The organism is Oceanobacillus sp. M60, assembly GCF_053839645.1.
On record NZ_JBSSNH010000007.1, the window covers coordinates 215,458 to 234,976 of the forward strand.

A 19,519-nucleotide genomic window follows, 5' to 3' on the forward strand; every position below is an offset into this window, starting at 1 on the left:
TACATTTACTTCAAGATAGAAAGAGGTGATGGATGATGGTTACAGCTATAAAAAATCAGGCGTGATTTTCTGCTGGATACTTTTCATTACCTCTGTATCAACGATTCATAAGCAGCAGAAAAACACCCCTTAACGTTCATTTCTAGTTTAAACCTCCTTGAAACGTTTTACTCCTATTTATTCGTAAAAGATAAAACGGGTTCAGGAAGAAAGGGGCACGTGCTTATGGCACAGAAAAAATGGTTTAACATGCAGACAGAGCAAGTGGAATCAGAGCTTGGAACAGATATAAAGCATGGTTTAAGCAAAGAGCAAGTGGAACAAGGCAGACAAAAATGGGGAAAAAATGAATTACCGGAGCCGGAGAAGGATCCAAAATGGCTAAAATTTTTACGCCAATTTAATGACACGTTAATTTATGTTTTATTAGCTGCCGCTGTTCTTACGATTGTTTTAGAACATTATGCAGACACTGTCGTTATATTAATGGTGGTTCTGATTAATGCGGTTATCGGCTATTTCCAAGAAAACAAAGCCGAGAAAGCATTGGAAGGCATTAAAAAGATGCTCTCTTTGGAGTCAACAGTTATTCGTGACGGGGAGCGCAAGGAAGTCGCTTCCAGCGATCTGGTACCGGGTGATATCGTATTATTGTCTCCAGGAGATAAAATTCCCGCAGATTTACGGTTGACTGCCGCCAGCCGGCTGACAATAGAAGAATCCCTTCTCACTGGTGAATCAACATCCGTCGAAAAAAATACAGACATCCTGCCGGAGGATACGGTCCTTGGAGATCGATTAAATATGGCTTTTTCCGGAACAGCGGTTGTATCTGGATCGGGACAAGGGATTGTCGCAGCCACCGGAGCAAATACGGAAATCGGTAAAATCAACCAGTCCATTGCAGAAGTGGAAGAATTAAAGACACCTTTATTAAAACAAACAGCGCATTTTGGAAAAATGATTTCCATCGCTATCGTCAGCATTGCTGCTTTATTATTTGTTTTTGCAGCAGTTTTCTATGACTATCCGATTGGAGAGCTGTTACTCTACGTTATCAGCTTAATTGTTGCTGCTATCCCCGAAGGATTGCCTGCTATTCTTTCCATCATTCTTTCCTTAGGTATGCAGGTAATGGCCAGAAACAATGCTATTATGCGTAATTTGCCGTCTGTAGAGACACTCGGAGCAGTAACCGTGATATGTTCGGACAAAACAGGAACGCTTACCAAAAATGAAATGACCGTCCAATCCATTGAACTCTCCGACAGGCACTTGGATGTTACAGGTACAGGATACGCACCAGAAGGAAAAATTCTTGAAAATAATCAAGAAATAGATATTGCAGAGGATAAAGAACTGCAACTGTTTTTAAGTAACGTATTAACAGTCAATGATGCCTATTTGCGAAAAGATGACGATGAAGAATGGACAATCAGCGGCGAACCGACAGAAGGGTGTTTGGTCACGCTGGCAGAAAAAGCAAATCAGGAAATAGACCGGCTTCCCCTCCTCTCTAAAATTCCTTTCGATTCCAGCTATAAATACATGGCAGGACTCGTGGAAAAAGACGGAGAAAAAATCATTTATGTCAAAGGAGCCCCCGACCGGCTGTTTGATATGGCAGGTTTGGCAGAAGGTTCTGAACAACGCAAGCTTTGGGAGGATAAAACGCTCGTACGCTCCAGCAAAGGAGAAAGAGTTATCGGCACAGCATATAAATACGTTGATAACAACAAAACACAGATTGATCACGAAGACGTTTGTGAAGAATTGAACATAATTGGTTTGGCTGGCATTCTGGATCCTCCTAGAGAAGAAGCGATGGAAGCAGTGAAAGTTTGTAAAAAAGCTGGCATCCAGGTGAAAATGATTACAGGAGATCATAAGGCAACAGCTCTGGCTATCGCTAAGCAAATGGGCATTACCGAACAAGACAATGTTCTCGAAGGTCGCGATTTAGACCAGATGTCTGAAGAGGAGATGCTGACTGCAGCCCAAAAGGTAGATGTTTTCGCCCGCACCAGTCCGGAGAACAAACTGCAGTTGGTAACCGCCATGCAGGAAAACGGAGAAATCACAGCGATGACAGGTGATGGTGTCAATGACGCTCCAGCCTTAAAACGGGCAGATATCGGTGTTTCCATGGGCATCAAAGGAACCGAAGTCTCCAAAGAAGCTTCCGAAATGGTGCTGGTCGACGATAATTTTAATACGATTGTCAATGCCGTGAAGGAAGGACGGCGTGTCTACGATAATTTGAAGAAAACGATTCTGTTTATCCTGCCAACCAATGGCGCGGAAGCATTCTTGATTGTTTCTGCTTTAATCGTAGGAATGAATATGCCGCTCTCCCCGATTCAAGTCCTTTATGTAAATATGGTGACAGCAGTAACCGTTTCGTTCGCACTGGCATTCGAAAAACTGGAGCCAGGAGCAATGGAGCGGCCGCCGCGCCCGGCTAACGCAAAACTGCTCAGTCCCTACTATATTTTCCGGATTATTCTCGTATCATTGCTTGTCGGCGGAGCCATTATGACCATGAATGTAACCCTGCTTGGTGATCCGGAACACTATACACCGGAACAGTTAACAACGATTACGCTGCATTCCATTGTAATCGCACAGGTTTTCCATGTGTTTAATGTGCGAAATGAACGACATTTTGCATTTAATAAGGATTTCTTCTCAAACAAGATCGCTTTTATGCTTGCGGGCGTTCTGATCCTTCTTCAATTAACGGTGACGTATATTCCATTCTTAAGGAATGTATTTGATTTATATCCAATCGAGGCGCAATACTGGGTCTATCCTTTTGCGATTGGATTGATGACCTTTACCATTATTGAAATCGAGAAATATATTACCCGGAAGATTTCTGCTGCAAGAGCATTTAACAAAGAAAATGGGAAAGCATAACGACAAAAAGACAGGGATAATCCTTGTCTTTTTAATGTTATTAGCTGCTTGTCATCATGCAAGCTGTATGGAGTCAAATGACGTTAACATGCAAAAGAAGCAGAGAATCCCTTCCCTGCCTCACTCCGCTAGTTCTTTTTTGCTTGTTATTTCCATCCCTTTCAATGCCTGACCAGCCAATCGATCCGCTTCCCGATTCTTTTTACGTGAAATGTGCTTATACTCCGGGATAACTCCCAATTGATTCATTTTATTTTCAATTCGATCTGCCCATTTTGTTAATTCTTCCTCATAACAAGGCCACTCTCCCATTAATTGATTCACAACAACCTGGGAGTCGCCATAGAAAGAGACAGGCAGATGATGGACATCCAGTCTCTCCAATTCCACCAGTGCCAAGTGCAATGCAGCATATTCTGCTTCATTATTCGAACAAAGTTCTTCCACCATTGCATTTTTTCGTAAACGGTAAAAGGTATTATTCTGTTGATAATAGATGACACAGCCCAAACCGGAATGGCTTGTTTCGAGGTCAAATCCCCCATCAAAATAAACAGTTATATCATGCGGTTCTGTTTGAATTTCTTCCATCTGCTTACGTAATTCTTTTAAACTCCATGTATGCTCATGAGAATCGACGAATACGACATTTTTCATACGTCCCATTTTCCTTATATCTTCAACGATGAATAACGCTTTTGATGCCTCCATGTCCTCAGAAGTAAAAGCTGCAGTAACCCCTTTGGGTGTCTGATAGGTATATTCGATTCGTACTTTCATCATTTTGCCTCCGGTCTATATATCGGGAAACGAAAAACTGCTCTCTTTCTCCGATAGTATTTCCATAACCCTCTATTTATACATCTGTCAGAAAAGCGATAAGGAATGAAACACCAACAGTAGCTTATGTTTATCCTATCAGCCCTTTCAATAAAAAAGATACACAAAAAATGGATTATAAGCAAACCAGCCATTGCCACTTTCAGAGAAGCGACAGAATAGCGATCCGATAAACTTTGTATTTGTTGCAATCATTTTTTATCGTAAACCCAAGCAGTTTCTCCAAAAAGATTCTTGTCATCATAGCCTTACTCTGATATTATAATGAGTGAGTACTCACTTTTATATGAAAGGTGTTGTGTTTTATGATGCAATTATCCAATATGTCCAAGAGCTTTGGAAAACAAACGATTCTGCAAGATGTCTCCATAGATATTAGCGCCAATCAAATCACCGGATTGATTGGTCCTTCAGGTACAGGGAAAACGACATTGATTAAATGCTTGATGGGAATGGAAAAATACGATACTGGTTCTATCCAAATCGATGATACAGCGGTTCCCAACCGTAAACTTTTAAACAAAATCGGCTATATGGCGCAAAGTGATTCGCTATACCATGATTTAACCGGTTTGGAAAACATTCAATTTTTTGCTCATATGTACGGGAGGAAAATATCCAATAAGGCAGTTCAGTCCACGCTGAATCTCGTCCAGCTTGAACAGGATAAAAATAAATTGGTAGCCCACTACTCTGGCGGAATGAAACGCCGCTTATCACTTGCGATTGCTTTAATTAATCAGCCTGAGTATTTGATTTTAGATGAGCCTACGGTCGGGATTGATCCCGTGCTTAAATTAAATATCTGGGATCAACTGCATGATTTGAAAAAGGAAAGTACGCTGTTAATTACGACCCACATTATGGATGAAGCCATGAAATGTGACCAGCTGTTATTAATGAAAAATAAAGGAATTGCAGCAAGCGGTACGCCGCAGGAAATATTAGAGAACTTTGGCGTCAGCGATATTGACCAAGTCTTTTTAAAATTGGAGGAAATCGAATATGCGAATGCTTCAGCTGATTAAACGAATTTGCAATCAGGTTCTACGTGATAAACGTACTCTTGCATTATTATTTCTGGCTCCTATTTTTGTCATTACGCTATTGAATTATATTTTTCCAGATCCGGATGACGAGGTAACAATCGCTGCAGTTAATGTCAATGATGAGGTAATCGATATTTTAGAAGATAATGATATCATCGTAAAACAGGAAAACGAGATGGATATACAATCTTATCTGGAAGAAGGAAATGCCAGCGGTGTTTTAGAGGAAAAGGATGGGAATTGGACATTGACCATTCTGAATGATAACCCGATGGATGAGGGTCCTGCTATTCAGGGAAGCTCACAGGCTGTAATGGAAACAAATTTAAATGACCTTTCGGATAATATCGATGAGATGATAAGTAATATGAAAGATATGTCAGCAGGCGTAGAAGAAATGATGGAGCAGCTACCTCCAGAAATCGCAGAGAACATGGATATAAATATGGACACGAATATCGATACAGACATCGATTCTGAAATCGATATGGATGAAGACCCGATTACTGTAGAATATATCTATGGCGATGAAAGCAATACCTTTTTTGAAATTTTAAATCCCATTTTAGTCAGCTTCTTTGTATTCTTTTTTGTCTTCTTAATCGCCGGTATGTCGATGTTAAAAGAAAGAAGCAGCGGCACATTGGAGAAATTATTATCCACGCCAATCAGAAAATCTGAGATCGTATTTGGTTATTTATTCGGCTATGGGATTTTTGCTATTCTGCAGACAGCGATTATCATCCTATATTCAGTATATATTTTAGATATGGAAATCGCCGGTTCCATCACCAACATGTTTATTATTAATATTTTGCTAAGCTTCGTTGCCCTTGGGCTTGGTCTTCTGTTATCTACATTCGTCAGCAGTGAATTCCAGATGATTCAATTTATCCCGCTCGTCATTATTCCACAGATATTCTTCTCTGGAATGCTGAATGTAGATACCATGGAATCGTGGCTGCAATGGATTGCGCCGATTATGCCTTTGTACTATGCAGGAAATGCGATGATCGATGTTGTTTTAAAAGGATTTACATTTGGAGAGATTCTGGCTCCCCTCTCTATTTTGTTTTTATTTATTGTTGTTTTTGTAACGTTGAATATTTTGGGTATGCGGCGGTATCGGAAGGTGTGAGAATTTAATGTGATTGCTGCAGGTTAAAAAGAATACGGATTTGTTATAACTATTATCAATCGAAAACTCTTTCTCCGCTTTCATGGGAAAGAGTTTTCTTTATTCATTTAGCCTTAAAGAACCCACTCATTATCCCTGTTAAAAATAAAATGTTTAACATTTTTAATTTTAATAATTGATGCGTGGTTATCCTTTTAATATAAAATTTATCCAGGATTGAATCATTTCCAGTCTATCTTTATTAAACAGATAAAAATTACGTTTCCCCTCCTTGACTAAGTAAATAACATGAGTATTTTTCATTTCCTTGAGATGGTAAGACAATTTGGTATTAGAAATATGGATCCCTTCTTCCTGCAAAATCGTCAGGATATCCATTGGACAAAAGCCACCTTCTGCTTCAGATGAATCCGGAAAAAACTCCCTCCTTCCTTGATCAAATCGCAACATCTCAATAATTCGAATTCTAATTGGATCCTGAAGTACCTTAAAAATATCAGTAACATGAGTATTTTTCATAATTTTATTATAACATTTCCCTCTTGACATTTCAATTTTTTTTGAAATAATAGTTACAGTTCAAAAAAAATTGAAATAAGGTGATTTTTATGAAATACACACGTCGAGAAACAATAAGCTTAATCAGTATTTGCATCGGATCTTTCTTAATTATTCTAGATACAAATATCGTAAATATAATTATTCCACCTTTGAGAGAACAATTATATTTAAGCAATTTACAAACCTCTTGGGTCGTAAATAGCTATGTATTGGTATTTGCTTCGTTCATCCTATTTTTTGCCAGGTTCAGTAAACGAATAGGTGCAAGAAATGCCTTTATCACGGGGATTTCAATCTTTATGGTTGGTTCGCTATTCTGTGGTTTCTCTAACACTTATGAACAATTGGTAATCTCTAGGATTATTCAAGGAGTTGGTGCAGCTATGTTTGCACCTATTGCAACAAAGCTCTTATCATCGACAGTAACAGAGCCAAAAAAAAGAGCGACTGCCTTTGGTATATGGTCCGGAACATCAGGCATCGCATTTGCCTTTTCGCCGATGGTTGGTGGTTTTTTAAATGAATTGTGGGGTTGGCAAAGCACCTTTCTTATCAATATTCCTTTTTCTTTAATTGTCATCTGGACTGGACTTGCTGCAATCAAGGATACAGAAAAAGAAAAAATTCCGATGTTTTTCAAGGAACAGGTGCTGGTTGCATTGTTTATCTTAATTTTCGTATTTATGATACAGGAATATAAAGTAATCTATCAGTTACCGCTGTTATTTACTTTAGGAGGAATCACTTTACTAATTTTTGGATATGCATATAGTATCAAGTTTAGAAATAATCAGACACAAGTAATAGAGCGGCAACTATTCACAAAACAGAATGTTGCCAGCTTAATAAATGGATTTACTTATAATTTTTCAATCTATGGAGTGATGTATTTCCTTTCTATTCATTTTCAGGAACATTTATTTTTGTCTTCGCTTGAGACGGGTGTGAAATTTTTGCCCTTAACGGTTTCCGGTATGCTAATATCCTCATTTTTGTCACCTGTTCTGGTCAATAAATTAGGACAAAAATGGACTCAGCAGCTATGCTTATTGGCTATTATTGCAGGCAGTATATTTTTGTTTACCTACTTCACAATAGCAGCATACTCTGTTTTTATTTTAATTAGTTTTATTCTTTTCGGTTTTTCTGGAGCTATAGCTCCCGTATTAATGAATGCAGCTTTTTTATCAACGGGAGAAAAATATCATAATGAAATTTCTTCATTAGTAAACCTTGCACGTCAAATTGGCAGTATTTTTGGTGTAATAAGTGTTTCAATTATATTGGATATACTGGCAAATACAACGACCATTCTTTACTTTCTAGTAGTGATTATATTTATCTCATTCTTTGCTTTTCTATACTTAGCATTTGCATACAAACTGAACAATCAAAAATCCGGAATGCATGAATAAAGCCGCCACCTGGAAATATAAGCTTTCAAGATATGCAGGTGTTTTTCAAATAGATTCCTTTTTTATTTTGATAAAAGAAGGGCTGTTACATAATCAATTACCTGATTATGTAACAGCCCTCAACTCAAGTCAAATTGTACGAATACGATTCTATTCTCACTCAAAATATAGCCCATTAATTACTTTAGTGAGTAGAATATTTTCTTAAAACTTGATTACAACCACTACGCCAATTACGTTTGCCCCGCAGTATTAAACGGGAATCTGTAAGGCCTTTCATAGTCCGAAATATTTTTATTCTATAATTCTATTATCGTCCAAAATTTCCGGCTTATGTTTCATGCTGTCCAGTTCCGTAATTTCTCTAATCACTCTGCATGGGTTGCCAGCCGCAAAGGTATTGCTTGGAATGTTCTTCACAACAACACTTCCTGCCCCAATTACGCAATTATCCCCGATTGTTACTCCCGGACAAACAACCACATTTGCTCCAAGCCAGCAATCATTACCAATTTTAACCGGTTTCGCATAACACATATGCTTAGGCACACCGTCTTTATCCATAATGGCGCGGCGTTCATCTGGAAGCATTGGATGTACAGGCGTAACGATCGTCACATTTGGACCAAAATCACAATGATTGCCAATAACCACCTCTGCATCATCTTGAATGGTTAAATTAAAATTTGCAAAAAAATGATTACCAATCTTTGTATGTTTTCCGTAGTGAATATAAATAGGACCTTGCAGACGGCTGCTCTCTCCAATTTCATGGAAAATATTTGAAATGAGTGCTTGTCTCTTTTCCGTTTCATCTTCGAACGTGCGGTTATATTCGGAGCATAGGTTATGAGTTCTCAGCTTTATTTTTTTTAAATCCGGTTCTCCAGGTGAAAAAAGGGTACCTTTAAAGATTTTTTCTTCTTCTCTCATTTTTATTCTCCTAAGTGGAATCTAGCGCAGGATCAACAAGTTTGTTCCAATCGCTTTTTCCTGTAATTTTGTTTCAAAAGTTCATTCTACAAACAGACAAGCCAAACATAACAAGTGCTATTCATACTAAAAGTCACGATTGTTTGCCCATTGGTACTACCAAGGTATTGTAAATGACCAAAATTCGATTGCTTTTCTCACATTTAAGAATAAACAGTCTTAAAAAGATTTGAAGCCTACTTCAATGACTTGCCCAGTTTTGGTAGGGTGGCATTTCATTTTGCCATCTTATTATTTAAGTTCATTCTTATGCAATATTCGCACTTATTATAACATAATTCCATTGCTTATTTCTCACGCTGATTCACTTGCTGTATATCACTTTAGTAAACTAGTAGTTGTTTAAATGCTAATGCTCTATAGGATACTTCTAAAACTCCCAGCAAAGCATAAATAAGCCCTTTTTAGAGAGCTTATTTATTAGCCGGATTGTAATTAATATGATTTTATTCCCTTTAATTATATGATTCATTAAGTTTCATTATGAACAGAACGATTTCGAAAGTAATTGATAACAATCACGATAAAAGCAATCAAAGAAAATAAGCCAAACGAATCCATAAAAGCATGCAGCAGGCTTTCCTTTTCCATCGTTAGCCTCGCGATAAACAGAGCTAAAGAACTAAAGAATAATACAACTACAACCTTACTGAAAGAAGTATGTGTAATAGCCATGCCTAAGATAATAATGAATGAGCTTATTCCAATTATATTTACTAAGATATAGAGTCCTCCCTTTAATCAAATACGCATCCAAACAGCGATTAACTTAAATTTAATTCATAATGATAAAATTGTGAATCCCGGATATATCCATTCTTTTCATGTAATCCCTGAGAAGCAGTATTATCCGGTGCTGTTTCCAAAACAATGCTTTTCGCATCTGTTTCCATAGCAAGATCCTTTGCTTTATTTAAAAGCTTTTCTCCTATTCCCTGATTCCTTGCTTCTGCATCTACATACAAATCATTTAGTATCCATGCTTTTTTCATAGATATGGATGAGAATGTCGGATAAAGCTGGGTAAATCCGACATACATTTGATGATCTCTCACCATAAATATCACAGAACCCTTGTGTTCTAAACGCTGCTTTATGTACGCTTTCGCACCTTCTATGTCTGATGTTTGTTCGTAAAACACACGATATAAATTAAATAAATTCGGTACGCCGTCTAAATCTTCCATTGTTGAATAGTAGTTTCCAAGGCCGACGATTACCTCCATCGTTAATATTCTGTTCACTTAATCCACTGTCAGCTCTTCGTTTATCGAACTCAAGTCTATCTCTTTCAAAAGGGCTGCATAGTCTCCTTCTAATTCATCAATGGATGTGACGCCCTCACTAGAACCAGAGATATCTTCCAGGAAATTTCCATATTCATCAATATAACTGATTTCGGTACCAGCCATCGAATAGATTTTCCAATGTCTATCCTCTTTTTGGAGTGAATACAGTATCGTTTGTTGATAGTTATGTATGGACTCATCTTCAAAATATGTTTCTTGTGACGTATAGATAATTGCGTTATCTTCTTCTTTTTCCTCCAAAACGATATCTGTAATCCATGTTTCCCCACCTATATCCATGATGCTTGTGAGTTCTCCCTCAACATCTTGCATTATTGGCGACTCACTATGGAAATAAGACAAAAACTTATCTTCATCCTCTTGATTTTTAGCTAAAATATTGTGTCTTATAACATCAAATAACTTTTCTTATTCGGGGTCTTATACATTAGAAGAGGCTTCCACTTCCTCACTTAATATCTCTTTCTCATCCGCAGTCTTTTCCTGATCATTTTCTTGATTCTCTGTTTTGGTTTCTTCATTATTGCAAGCAATTAAAAATAAAAACAGAACAAAAATAAATGCTGTAAAACTTCCTTTTTTTATTATATCTTTCTCCGCTCTATTTAATAAGATTAGTTTACCTTATCTATTCTCAATTCACATATATTTTGACTTATTTGGATTTTTGAAGTTAGTTTAGTAATCCATTCCTTGTTAGAAGCTTAGAACAAAATTACAGAAAGAATTTGTCGCTTCTGTGAAGATTATTAACATGCCACAATAATAATTTGAAGTATCTGATTAATAAATCCTCAACAGCTTTATAAATAAAAATAATCACTACTTGTTTTTTACAAAGTAGTGATTATTTTTATATTTAATATTTGCTTGATTGCCAACTTAAGCATTGCTTAAAATTTACTAAGAATATAAATGATTTTCTACCCTGAAATGTTTATGTGTTAAAACAATAGTAAGTTCAATTACGAACTCATCTTTTATATAAACATCATATTATTTTTTGTATGTCGTGCTACTTTACTCATTACTTCGATTCTCTAAAAAGATACAATATTCACACTTTATCTACCCAGCAATACCCAGTTTAGAGAAAAAGATATACATCAGAAGAATCGATGCGATTATCGCCAAAGAGAACGGATATAAATATTTCCAATTTGTAACATCAACGGAATTATTCTCTTTCAGAACAAATTCTGTTTCCCTCGGTTTGATTTTTCCGATAATCAACATCAATCCTACACAAATAACAAATAATATTCCTAAGATATGAATGTAATTTAATCCAAAATCCCAGACCAATTGTGTTAAAGCATAAGCGAAGATAAATACTGCTAAAGATATTTTCGCCGCTATGGTAGGTACACGTTTTGTCAGATATCCTACAATTATAATTGTTAAGATTGGCACATTGTATAACCCATTGACCGTTTGTAAATAAACAAAAAATCCTTCCGGAACCAGTGCAATTAACGGCGCTACAATAATAGCAAAAAGGGCAATGCCAGTACCAATATACTTTCCTTTTCGTACAAGAGTCGCTTGTGTTGCATTTGGATTAATATAAGGCTTATAAACATTTATCATAAATAGAGTCACCGATGAATTGAGTGCTGAATTAAATGTTGATAACACTGCTCCTGCTAAAACAGCAGCAAAAAATCCAAGTAACGGGCTCGGTAACACATGTTCCACAAGTCTAGGATACGCATCTTCAGGTACTAATTCAGGACCGAATATATTAAAAGCAATAATTCCAGGCAAGATAATGATTATCGGCGTGAATAACTTAAATGCCGCCGCAATTAATAACCCTTTTTGCCCTTCCTTTAAGCTTTTGGCTGCAAGTGCACGTTGCATAACAAGTTGGTTGGTCCCCCAATAGAATAGTCCGATTAAAAGCAACCCGGTAAATAAAGTACTAAAAGGGACCGGTTCTGCGGATGAGCCGATAGCATTTAATTTTTCAGGTGTATCATTAACAATCGTGGTTATCCCTTCAAATATGGAACCATCTCCCAAAACGGCTAGACCTAATATTGGTATTAATAGGCCTCCAATGAACAAACCAACTGCATTTACCGTATCACTGATAGCAACAGCTTTTAGTCCACCGAAAATAGCGTAAATGGCACCGATTCCTCCAACAGTGACAGAAATGATCCAAAATGCGGTTAATCTACTGACGCCCAGAATTTCGTCAATATTAAAAATACCATTAAATGCAATAGCACCTGTATATAGAACGGGAGGCATTAAATTCGTGATATACCCAAGTAAAAAAAGAATGGTAACAATTTGTTTCGTTTGTTCATCATAACGATCAGCCAGAAAATCAGGAATCGTTATAATATTCCCTTTTAAATACCGAGGAAGAAAAAATATCGCTACAATAATAAGAGCAATGGCAGCTATTACTTCAAATGCCATGGAAGATAAGCTAAACTGATACCCCTCCGCACTTAAACCAATAAGCTGTTCTGTAGAAAGGTTTGTTAACAATAGCGACCCAGCAATCACCCATGCAGAAAGCCCTCTACCTGCTAAATAATAGCCTTCTGTAGTTTGGAGGTTTTCACCTCGCGTATAAAAATAAGAAATCAAAGCAACCAATCCCATAAAAAACAAAAACGATATAATTGTTATGAATGACATTGAAGGCCTCCTATGATAATAGTTTTTAACAAAATAATTATTTTCTAATGTCGTTCATTGATTTTTGTAGAGAATTAACCGCTCATTCCTCCTCGCCTACTTTTCCCATGTGAAGCAGTTTCTTGAATTTTTATACCTCTCTTACCTTGCTAATATGAAACTCAAATCAATTGGAAATTGATGAAATTGAGGCGCTTTCAAAATCATTCGTATACAAATTTATTTGTTAAACTTCCTAGTTTTTCTATTTCCACAGTTACTTCATCCCCAGGTTTTAAAAATACTTGTTTATCTTCTGATTCCCCCATAATCACTCCCTCTGGTGTGCCGGTTAAAATAAGATCGCCTGGTGTTAATGTCATATACTTAGAGATATAACTAATAATCTCATCACAATGAAAAATCATATCGGAAGTATTTGAGTTTTGTTTTTCCTCCCCATTTACAATCGTTTTAAGTTGCAAATTATTTGGATCCTCCACTTCGTCACTAGTTACTAAATAGGGACCGACTGGACTGAAATCATCACAGCTCTTGCCAAGCAACCATTGACTAGAAACAAATTGTAAATCGCGAGCGGATAAATCATTTCCTGTAACATAGCCAAATACATGATTTAGTGCTTCGTTTACAGGAATATTTTTTGCTGTTTTTCCAATGACCATTCCTAGTTCTACCTCGTAATCTAGCTTTTTTGTGGTTTTCGGAATTTTAATAGCTTGTTTATGTCCTGTTAATGTATTATTAAATTTGTTAAAAAGAATCGGTGTTTCGGGATAGGGTGAACCCGTTTCGTCTGCATGTTTTCGATAGTTTAACCCAACGCAAATAATTTTACTTGGTGAGGTAATAGCTGGTCCCCAATGAATATCTCCCTCTTTCAAATAACGAATCGATTCCGTTTCTACTTGTTCTATATAACTCGCTATTTCTTTCACCGCATCTTTTCCTCCATGGATAACTTCCATCACATCCGTTGGAATAGTGGCATTCCTATGATTTTGGAGCAATTCATCGAAATCGATAATACCTTTATCCGTTTGAATTCCTAAAACCTCTTTATCTTCCTTCTGAATAGTTAAAAATTTCATCATTATTCTCCTCTCTATCCAATTTCATAATGTCGACTATCCTTTACGCAATTTTAAAATTCCAGGTACATTCCGGTGTATAATATCCTCTATAATATGATCGGGAATCTTTGGCATCTTGGTTCCTTCTACAACATCGTTAATTTCCCACAATGTATCTATGGTTTGTGTTATGGTAAAGAACGGGAAATCTGAACCCAAAAAGATTTTATGTGTTACACCATATTCCATAGCTAATACCATTGCATTGTAATATTGCCATGGTCTTCCCCCTAAAGCGGATAAATCCATATACATATTCGGATTTTTACGAACTACTGAAATGCATTCACCAACCCAGGGATGCCCCATATGAGCAATAATTATTTTTAAATCTGGGAAAGCCCTTGCAATGGGATCTAAAGCGGCTGGTCTTGATGCATCTAAAAAACCTTCTGGAACAAAAGATGTCCCTTGATGAAATAGTATGGGAATATCTAATTCATTCGCTTTTGCATATAAGGCAAAATGTTTCTTGTCATCCGGATAGAAATTTTGATACATCGGCCCCAATTTTAATCCGCTTAAATGTAAATTCTTAACTGCATCTTCTAATATACTAGGCGCTAAATCATTGTTCGGATCTACACTCGCAAAGCCAAATAATCTATCCGCATGTTTGGAAACATATTCAGAAACATATTCATTCGGAACCCTCGTGCCGGTTGCCGGTGCATCAAACGCTAAAACGATCGCTCCATCTACATCTTTTATACTTTCTTGATGGTCTTCCGGTAATGCAATTAATTCATGTTTTTCTCCCCAGGCTCTTTGACAGGCTTCTCTCATCGCCCCCGTTACATGACCAGGTCCAAATAAATGGGTGTGACTATCAAATATCATGGCAAGCAACCCCTCCTCGTTTATTCTGATTCTTCCTATTTGTTGATAAACCTTCTATTTAACTGTTGCTTTTTAATTCATCCCTCAATTCCTTAGGAAGTAAAAAATCAAAATCGCATCCTAACTCCGCTTGTAAAACTGTATTTTCAAATAACAACCCATAGCCACGATCATAAAATGGCTCTGGCTGTACCCATTTTGACTTCCTCTTCTCTAATTCTTCTTCATCAACAAGTAATTGAAGACGCCGATCATGGATATCCAATTTAATTTCATCTCCATTTTCAATTAATCCGAACGGTCCTCCGACAGCAGATTCTGGAGATATATGAACTACCAACGTTCCATAAGAAGTTCCGCTTATTCTTCCATCAGATATACGCACCATATCACGCACACCTTTTTCTAATAGTTTCTGTGGAATAGGTATTTGCCCTTCTTCCGGCATACCTGGAGCACCTTTTGGCCCGAGATTTTTCAAAACTAATACACTATTCTCCTCGACATCGAGATTTGGGTCATCAATCCGCTTCTTCATATCTTCCAAAGAATCAAATACTACTGCTTTTCCTTTATGTTGAAAGAATTTCTTGGATACAGCTGTTTTCTTAATAAGTGAACCACCAGGGGAAAGGTTTCCTTTTAAAACAGCAATGCCCCCGTCTGATTCAATTGGCTCAGTCAACGGAAAGATAACTTTTCTATCCAAGACATGGACATCCATCAAATTCTCTTCCACTGTTCTACCTGTTACCGTCATACATTCTCTATGTAAAAGAGGTTCCAACTCTTTCATTAGAGAAGGTACACCACCAGCTTCAAAGTACTCTTCCATTTGGTATTGTCCAGATGGCCGCAAATTCAATAAAAATGGCGTTCTTTTGCTTATCTCATCGAACGTCTCTAACGGAAGTTTCATACCGAGACGTTGGGCAATAGCAACCATATGAATAATACTATTTGTTGAGCCACCACTCGCCATCGTTACGGTGATCGCATTTTCGATAGCTTCTCTTGTCATAATATCTTTAGGCTTTAAATTTTCTTTTACTAATTGAACAATTCGATTCCCTGTCATCTGTGACATATGACGCCTTCTTGAATCGACAGCAGGTATTGCTGCACACCCAGGTAGAGCCATTCCTAATCCTTCTGCAATCGATGCCATCGTACTAGCTGTCCCCATTACCATACAATGTCCGTCACTCCGGCAAATAGCATTTTCTGCTTCTGCAAGTTGAGCACCATCCAAATTTCCTGCTTTATGTTCTAAGGTAAAACGATAACAATCTGTACAAGCACCGAGGCTTTCCCCGCCCAGCCTGCCATTCAACATCGGCCCTCCCGTTAGGATGATGGATGGTATATTCGCACTGGCAGCGGCCATTAATTGAGCGGGGACCGTTTTATCACAGCCTCCCAATAAAACAACTCCATCAATAGGATGGGCTTTCATCATTTCCTCTGTATCCATGGCCATTAAATTTCGTAACAGCATAGATGTTGGTTTAATATATGGCTCCCCAAGAGAGATCGTCGGAAATTCCATTGGTGTTCCACCCGCTTGCCAGACTCCTCTCTTTACATGTTCAACGAGTTCGTTAAAATGCGAATGACACTTGTTTAATTCACTAAACGTATTGCATATACCAATGATTGGCTTCTTTATATCATCTTCCGTATAACCCATTGATTTTGTAAAAGAACGATGTACAAATCCCCACAGGGTTTGATCAGCAAAATATGTCTCACTTTTTCTCGTTTCGTTACTCAAAGACAGTACCTCCTATCGATTGTTAAATGAAAATGTTGGTAATCCTTGTACATCCATGTTGATACGGAATAATCCCCCAGAATAAGGATGAGATGCTAACTCCTTTTCTGTTAATCCTGTACGAGCACTCGTAACGTATAATTCATTCCGTTTCTCTCCACCAAAGACACAAGAAGTAACACGAGGCACTGGCAGTTTGATTGTTTCTAATAAATTTCTATTATTAGGATCCCAGCAACAAATGACCCCTGCATCCCAATGTGCCACCCATAGATTCCCTTCCATGTCACCTGACATGCCATCAGGCAATTTAAATTTCTCTGGTATAATCACAACAGTTCTCTTATTGTTAATATCACCTGTATTCAAGTCATAATCGAAAGCTACTATCTTATATGCTAACGTATCAATATAATACATGGTTTGATAATCCGGAGACCAGGTTATGCCATTGGAACATCCAACAGATTGAATCTTCGTTGCTATCGAATAATCTAGTTGGAGACAAAATAATTCCCCAGTAAACTTTTCAGCATCTACTCCATTAACAGTTCCTACCCAAAAACGTCCGAATGGATCACATTTGCCATCATTAAATATATTTTCAGAATGCTTATTGGGATTCGTGATAAATGTCTTTTTTTCCGTTTCAAGATGGAATAAATAAATGCCGCTTTCTGTGGCCATAATCACTTCCTGTTCATTCTTAGGAGCAACACTTCCAATATGCTCGCCTATTTCCATTTTTCGATTTCGTTCATTTTTAGGATCATATATATATAAATTCCCTCGAGCACTGTCGATCCAATAGAGTACCTGGCCTTCGCTATCCCAGGAAGGACTTTCTCCTAAATGCGCCTTTTCATCTTGGACTAGTTCCCAAGTTTTATCCAACTATCCCACCTCACCACACTACTAATTTAAAAACACTCGTCTTACAATTCGCTCGCATTGGCTAAATGACCACCGTCAATGACTAAAACAGTACCCGTAATATAAGTTGCTTGGTCAGAAGATAAAAAGTAGACCCCATCCGCTACTTCTTCCACTGTTCCTAATCTTTTCATAGGTGTTTTCTCCGTTAAATTCAATGTCTCATCTCCTTTTTTTAATTTTTTATCCAATGGTGTATCAATAAAGCCGGGTGCTACTGCATTTACTCTAATATTGTACGGTGCCAACTCTACAGCTAACGATTGTGTCAATAAATTAATTCCCCCTTTTGAAGCATTGTAATGGGCTAAGTACGAACTGCCAGCCAAGCCATTTTTAGATGAGATATTTACAATGCAGCCAGGAATTTGATCTTGTATCATTCGCTTTGCTATCCATTGGCTGAGAATAAAATTTGCCCTAAGATTCACTTGCATGATCTGATCCCAATTTTCTATTGGAATTTCAATAACAGGTTCCCTAACAGCTAAACCAGCATTATTAACTAAAATATCTATCCCTTCCCAATAGGCATAAGCCTTCTCCGCTTTTTCTTCTATATCTTCAACATTTTGCAAGTCACAGACAATGGGCAGAATTCGATTATGATAGGTACGACACTCCGCAGCTAAAATGGATAAGTGCTCTTCATCGTTATCCAATATGGCAACACGACAATTGTTTTTTAGATACTTTTGAACAATCCCCTTTCCTATGCCCTTAGCTCCTCCAGTAACTAACACTCTTTTTTGCACATGAACACCCTCTCTCTTTTCAAGATTGAAACATTTACCATTTACTTATATCTGGCATTGTGACTTGTTTTCCATCTGAAGTGATTGACTCCTCAGATAAAATTCCAGGCAATGTCAGTTGTAAAGCCTTATAGATATCAATATTCAGAGGCTTGTCATGCATAATGCAATCTAGGAAATCTTTAATCATATAATAGTCTGCTCCCCAATGGTTAGCGTTTTTTGGTTCAACCGGCATTTTCAAATAATCTTCTGGTAAAAATTCAGGATAAAATGCTTCAAGATCCATCCATTCTTCACTAGATGGATTATAATCTTTTAACCATACGCGATGCTTCTCTCCAGGAACGCTTGGTGCTTCATAACAACCCTTGGTTCCTTGTAAGGAATAATACCGCATAATATGTGGTCGATTAGAAGTTAAATCTAATCGTATTTTTATCAGCGCATCACTTTCTGTTCTGCATAACATAATCGTTGTGTCATCAATTTCATTATCTGGAGATGTATGTGATCCGGAACCTAAACAATTTACATATTGAACGCTTTCGTTAAACCAATTTAATATAGGCCCAAGACTATGTGTCCCATAATTACAACCGCGTTTTCCCATGGTGTCTGTTTTCCGCCACGTTGGATCACCATTTTCATCGTATTGTAAATGTTTCACATTATGTATATACGCTCCCTCCGAATAATAAATCTCGCCAAATAAACCTTTCTTAACCATATTTTGTATAGCAACATTTTCTCGTATATAACAATAATTTTCCGCCATCATGTATTTCGCCTTACTTCGTTTGACTGCATCCAATAATAATTTACATTCTTCCAAAGTTGTTGCCGCGGTTACTTCTGACAGTACATGGATATCCTTATTCAAAGCTGAAATTGCTTGACGCGCGTGCATATGAATAGGAGATGTTAACACAACGACATCAATACCATCGTTAAGGAATTCCTCATAGTTAGAAAAGGTTCTTTTCACACCATACTTTTCTGAAAACTTCATCAGAGCTTCTTCATTCGTATCCATAATGGCTTTCACTTCTACATCATTAAATAAGTTAAAATCTTCATAAAAATCAGCTCCTCGTGTTGTACCAACTATTCCAATCTTCAGTTTATTCATATAAGATCTCTCCTAAATAAATTTATGAAATTTACAAATTAAACGAGCTAATGTAACATCTTTTGTTTA

16 protein-coding genes are annotated in these 19,519 nt (G+C 37.2%); 4 read left to right on the top strand and 12 right to left on the bottom strand.

Features of this window, described 5'->3' with window-relative positions:
• Window positions 1-225 precede the first annotated feature (225 nt).
• Window positions 226-2,919 carry a cation-transporting P-type ATPase gene (locus tag ACW0TQ_RS17865; protein ID WP_193064088.1) on the top strand — a complete coding sequence of 898 codons (2,694 nt, stop codon included), beginning with the start codon at window positions 226-228 and terminating at the stop codon, window positions 2,917-2,919.
• Between the two features lie 120 nt (window positions 2,920-3,039).
• On the opposite strand, the gene ACW0TQ_RS17870 is transcribed toward ACW0TQ_RS17865, so the two are convergent.
• Window positions 3,040-3,702 (bottom strand): ribonuclease H family protein, encoded by a 663-nt coding sequence (locus ACW0TQ_RS17870; RefSeq protein ID WP_455725882.1) that lies wholly within the window; start codon window positions 3,700-3,702, stop codon window positions 3,040-3,042.
• A 362-nt stretch (window positions 3,703-4,064) separates the two neighbouring features.
• Between ACW0TQ_RS17870 and ACW0TQ_RS17875 the strand changes: the two genes are divergently transcribed.
• Both ACW0TQ_RS17875 and ACW0TQ_RS17880 read left to right on the top strand, forming a co-directional pair.
• Complete coding sequence (locus ACW0TQ_RS17875) at window positions 4,065-4,787, top strand: ABC transporter ATP-binding protein (RefSeq protein ID WP_042533605.1); 723 nt, start codon at window positions 4,065-4,067, stop codon at window positions 4,785-4,787.
• On the top strand, window positions 4,765-5,946 hold the full coding sequence (locus ACW0TQ_RS17880) for an ABC transporter permease (protein WP_368901588.1): 1,182 nt from the start codon (window positions 4,765-4,767) through the stop codon (window positions 5,944-5,946). The genes ACW0TQ_RS17875 and ACW0TQ_RS17880 overlap by 23 nt, the downstream gene beginning before the upstream one ends.
• A 186-nt stretch (window positions 5,947-6,132) precedes the next feature.
• On the opposite strand, the gene ACW0TQ_RS17885 is transcribed toward ACW0TQ_RS17880, so the two are convergent.
• Complete coding sequence (locus ACW0TQ_RS17885) at window positions 6,133-6,495, bottom strand: ArsR/SmtB family transcription factor (RefSeq protein WP_139089108.1); 363 nt, start codon at window positions 6,493-6,495, stop codon at window positions 6,133-6,135.
• Window positions 6,496-6,554: 59 nt separating this feature from the next.
• On the opposite strand from ACW0TQ_RS17885, the gene ACW0TQ_RS17890 reads away from it, so the two are divergent.
• Window positions 6,555-7,922: an MFS transporter gene (locus tag ACW0TQ_RS17890; RefSeq protein WP_256706143.1), complete on the top strand. Its 1,368-nt coding sequence runs from the start codon at window positions 6,555-6,557 to the stop codon at window positions 7,920-7,922.
• 294 nt (window positions 7,923-8,216) lie between these two features.
• Here ACW0TQ_RS17890 and ACW0TQ_RS17895 read toward each other — a convergent pair whose 3' ends face one another.
• The 10 genes from ACW0TQ_RS17895 to ACW0TQ_RS17940 all read right to left on the bottom strand — a co-directional run bounded on the left by ACW0TQ_RS17895 (window position 8,217) and on the right by ACW0TQ_RS17940 (window position 19,450).
• Complete coding sequence (locus ACW0TQ_RS17895; RefSeq protein ID WP_256706142.1) at window positions 8,217-8,855, bottom strand: sugar O-acetyltransferase; 639 nt, start codon at window positions 8,853-8,855, stop codon at window positions 8,217-8,219.
• Between the two features lie 824 nt (window positions 8,856-9,679).
• Window positions 9,680-10,141, bottom strand: a complete 462-nt coding sequence (locus ACW0TQ_RS17900; RefSeq protein WP_368901601.1) for a GNAT family N-acetyltransferase — start codon at window positions 10,139-10,141, stop codon at window positions 9,680-9,682.
• Between the two features lie 18 nt (window positions 10,142-10,159).
• Entirely contained in the window at window positions 10,160-10,504 is a 345-nt protein-coding gene (locus tag ACW0TQ_RS17905) for a hypothetical protein (RefSeq protein ID WP_332093639.1), read from the bottom strand.
• A gap of 789 nt (window positions 10,505-11,293) precedes the next feature.
• Window positions 11,294-12,883, bottom strand: coding sequence for a solute:sodium symporter family transporter (locus ACW0TQ_RS17910; RefSeq protein WP_042533599.1), 1,590 nt, complete (start codon window positions 12,881-12,883; stop codon window positions 11,294-11,296).
• Window positions 12,884-13,086: 203 nt separating this feature from the next.
• Window positions 13,087-13,977 carry a fumarylacetoacetate hydrolase family protein gene (locus ACW0TQ_RS17915; protein ID WP_319022557.1) on the bottom strand — a complete coding sequence of 297 codons (891 nt, stop codon included), beginning with the start codon at window positions 13,975-13,977 and terminating at the stop codon, window positions 13,087-13,089.
• Window positions 13,978-14,010: 33 nt separating this feature from the next.
• Entirely contained in the window at window positions 14,011-14,856 is an 846-nt protein-coding gene (locus ACW0TQ_RS17920; protein ID WP_193064094.1) for an amidohydrolase family protein, read from the bottom strand.
• Window positions 14,857-14,914: 58 nt separating this feature from the next.
• Window positions 14,915-16,630, bottom strand: coding sequence for an IlvD/Edd family dehydratase (locus tag ACW0TQ_RS17925; RefSeq protein WP_042533596.1), 1,716 nt, complete (start codon window positions 16,628-16,630; stop codon window positions 14,915-14,917).
• A 12-nt stretch (window positions 16,631-16,642) separates the two neighbouring features.
• Window positions 16,643-17,524, bottom strand: coding sequence for an SMP-30/gluconolactonase/LRE family protein (locus tag ACW0TQ_RS17930; RefSeq protein ID WP_332093638.1), 882 nt, complete (start codon window positions 17,522-17,524; stop codon window positions 16,643-16,645).
• Between the two features lie 41 nt (window positions 17,525-17,565).
• Window positions 17,566-18,318: an SDR family NAD(P)-dependent oxidoreductase gene (locus ACW0TQ_RS17935; RefSeq protein WP_193064097.1), complete on the bottom strand. Its 753-nt coding sequence runs from the start codon at window positions 18,316-18,318 to the stop codon at window positions 17,566-17,568.
• A gap of 34 nt (window positions 18,319-18,352) precedes the next feature.
• Complete coding sequence (locus ACW0TQ_RS17940) at window positions 18,353-19,450, bottom strand: Gfo/Idh/MocA family protein (RefSeq protein WP_193064098.1); 1,098 nt, start codon at window positions 19,448-19,450, stop codon at window positions 18,353-18,355.
• Window positions 19,451-19,519: the final 69 nt, after the last annotated feature.

Bases quoted from the DNA above. Each gene is read 5' to 3' on its own strand.
- ACW0TQ_RS17875 (WP_042533605.1), top strand. From the start codon at position 4,065: ATGATGCAATTATCCAATATGTCCAAGAGCTTTGGAAAACAAACGATT.
- ACW0TQ_RS17895 (WP_256706142.1), bottom strand. From the start codon at position 8,855: ATGAGAGAAGAAGAAAAAATCTTTAAAGGTACCCTTTTTTCACCTGGA.
- ACW0TQ_RS17920 (WP_193064094.1), bottom strand. From the start codon at position 14,856: ATGATATTTGATAGTCACACCCATTTATTTGGACCTGGTCATGTAACG.
- ACW0TQ_RS17910 (WP_042533599.1), bottom strand. From the start codon at position 12,883: ATGTCATTCATAACAATTATATCGTTTTTGTTTTTTATGGGATTGGTT.
- ACW0TQ_RS17885 (WP_139089108.1), bottom strand. From the start codon at position 6,495: ATGTCAAGAGGGAAATGTTATAATAAAATTATGAAAAATACTCATGTT.
- ACW0TQ_RS17870 (WP_455725882.1), bottom strand. From the start codon at position 3,702: ATGATGAAAGTACGAATCGAATATACCTATCAGACACCCAAAGGGGTT.
- ACW0TQ_RS17915 (WP_319022557.1), bottom strand. From the start codon at position 13,977: ATGATGAAATTTTTAACTATTCAGAAGGAAGATAAAGAGGTTTTAGGA.
- ACW0TQ_RS17865 (WP_193064088.1), top strand. From the start codon at position 226: ATGGCACAGAAAAAATGGTTTAACATGCAGACAGAGCAAGTGGAATCA.
- ACW0TQ_RS17880 (WP_368901588.1), top strand. From the start codon at position 4,765: ATGCGAATGCTTCAGCTGATTAAACGAATTTGCAATCAGGTTCTACGT.
- ACW0TQ_RS17940 (WP_193064098.1), bottom strand. From the start codon at position 19,450: ATGAATAAACTGAAGATTGGAATAGTTGGTACAACACGAGGAGCTGAT.
- ACW0TQ_RS17890 (WP_256706143.1), top strand. From the start codon at position 6,555: ATGAAATACACACGTCGAGAAACAATAAGCTTAATCAGTATTTGCATC.
- ACW0TQ_RS17905 (WP_332093639.1), bottom strand. From the start codon at position 10,504: ATGGATATAGGTGGGGAAACATGGATTACAGATATCGTTTTGGAGGAA.
- ACW0TQ_RS17900 (WP_368901601.1), bottom strand. From the start codon at position 10,141: ATGGAGGTAATCGTCGGCCTTGGAAACTACTATTCAACAATGGAAGAT.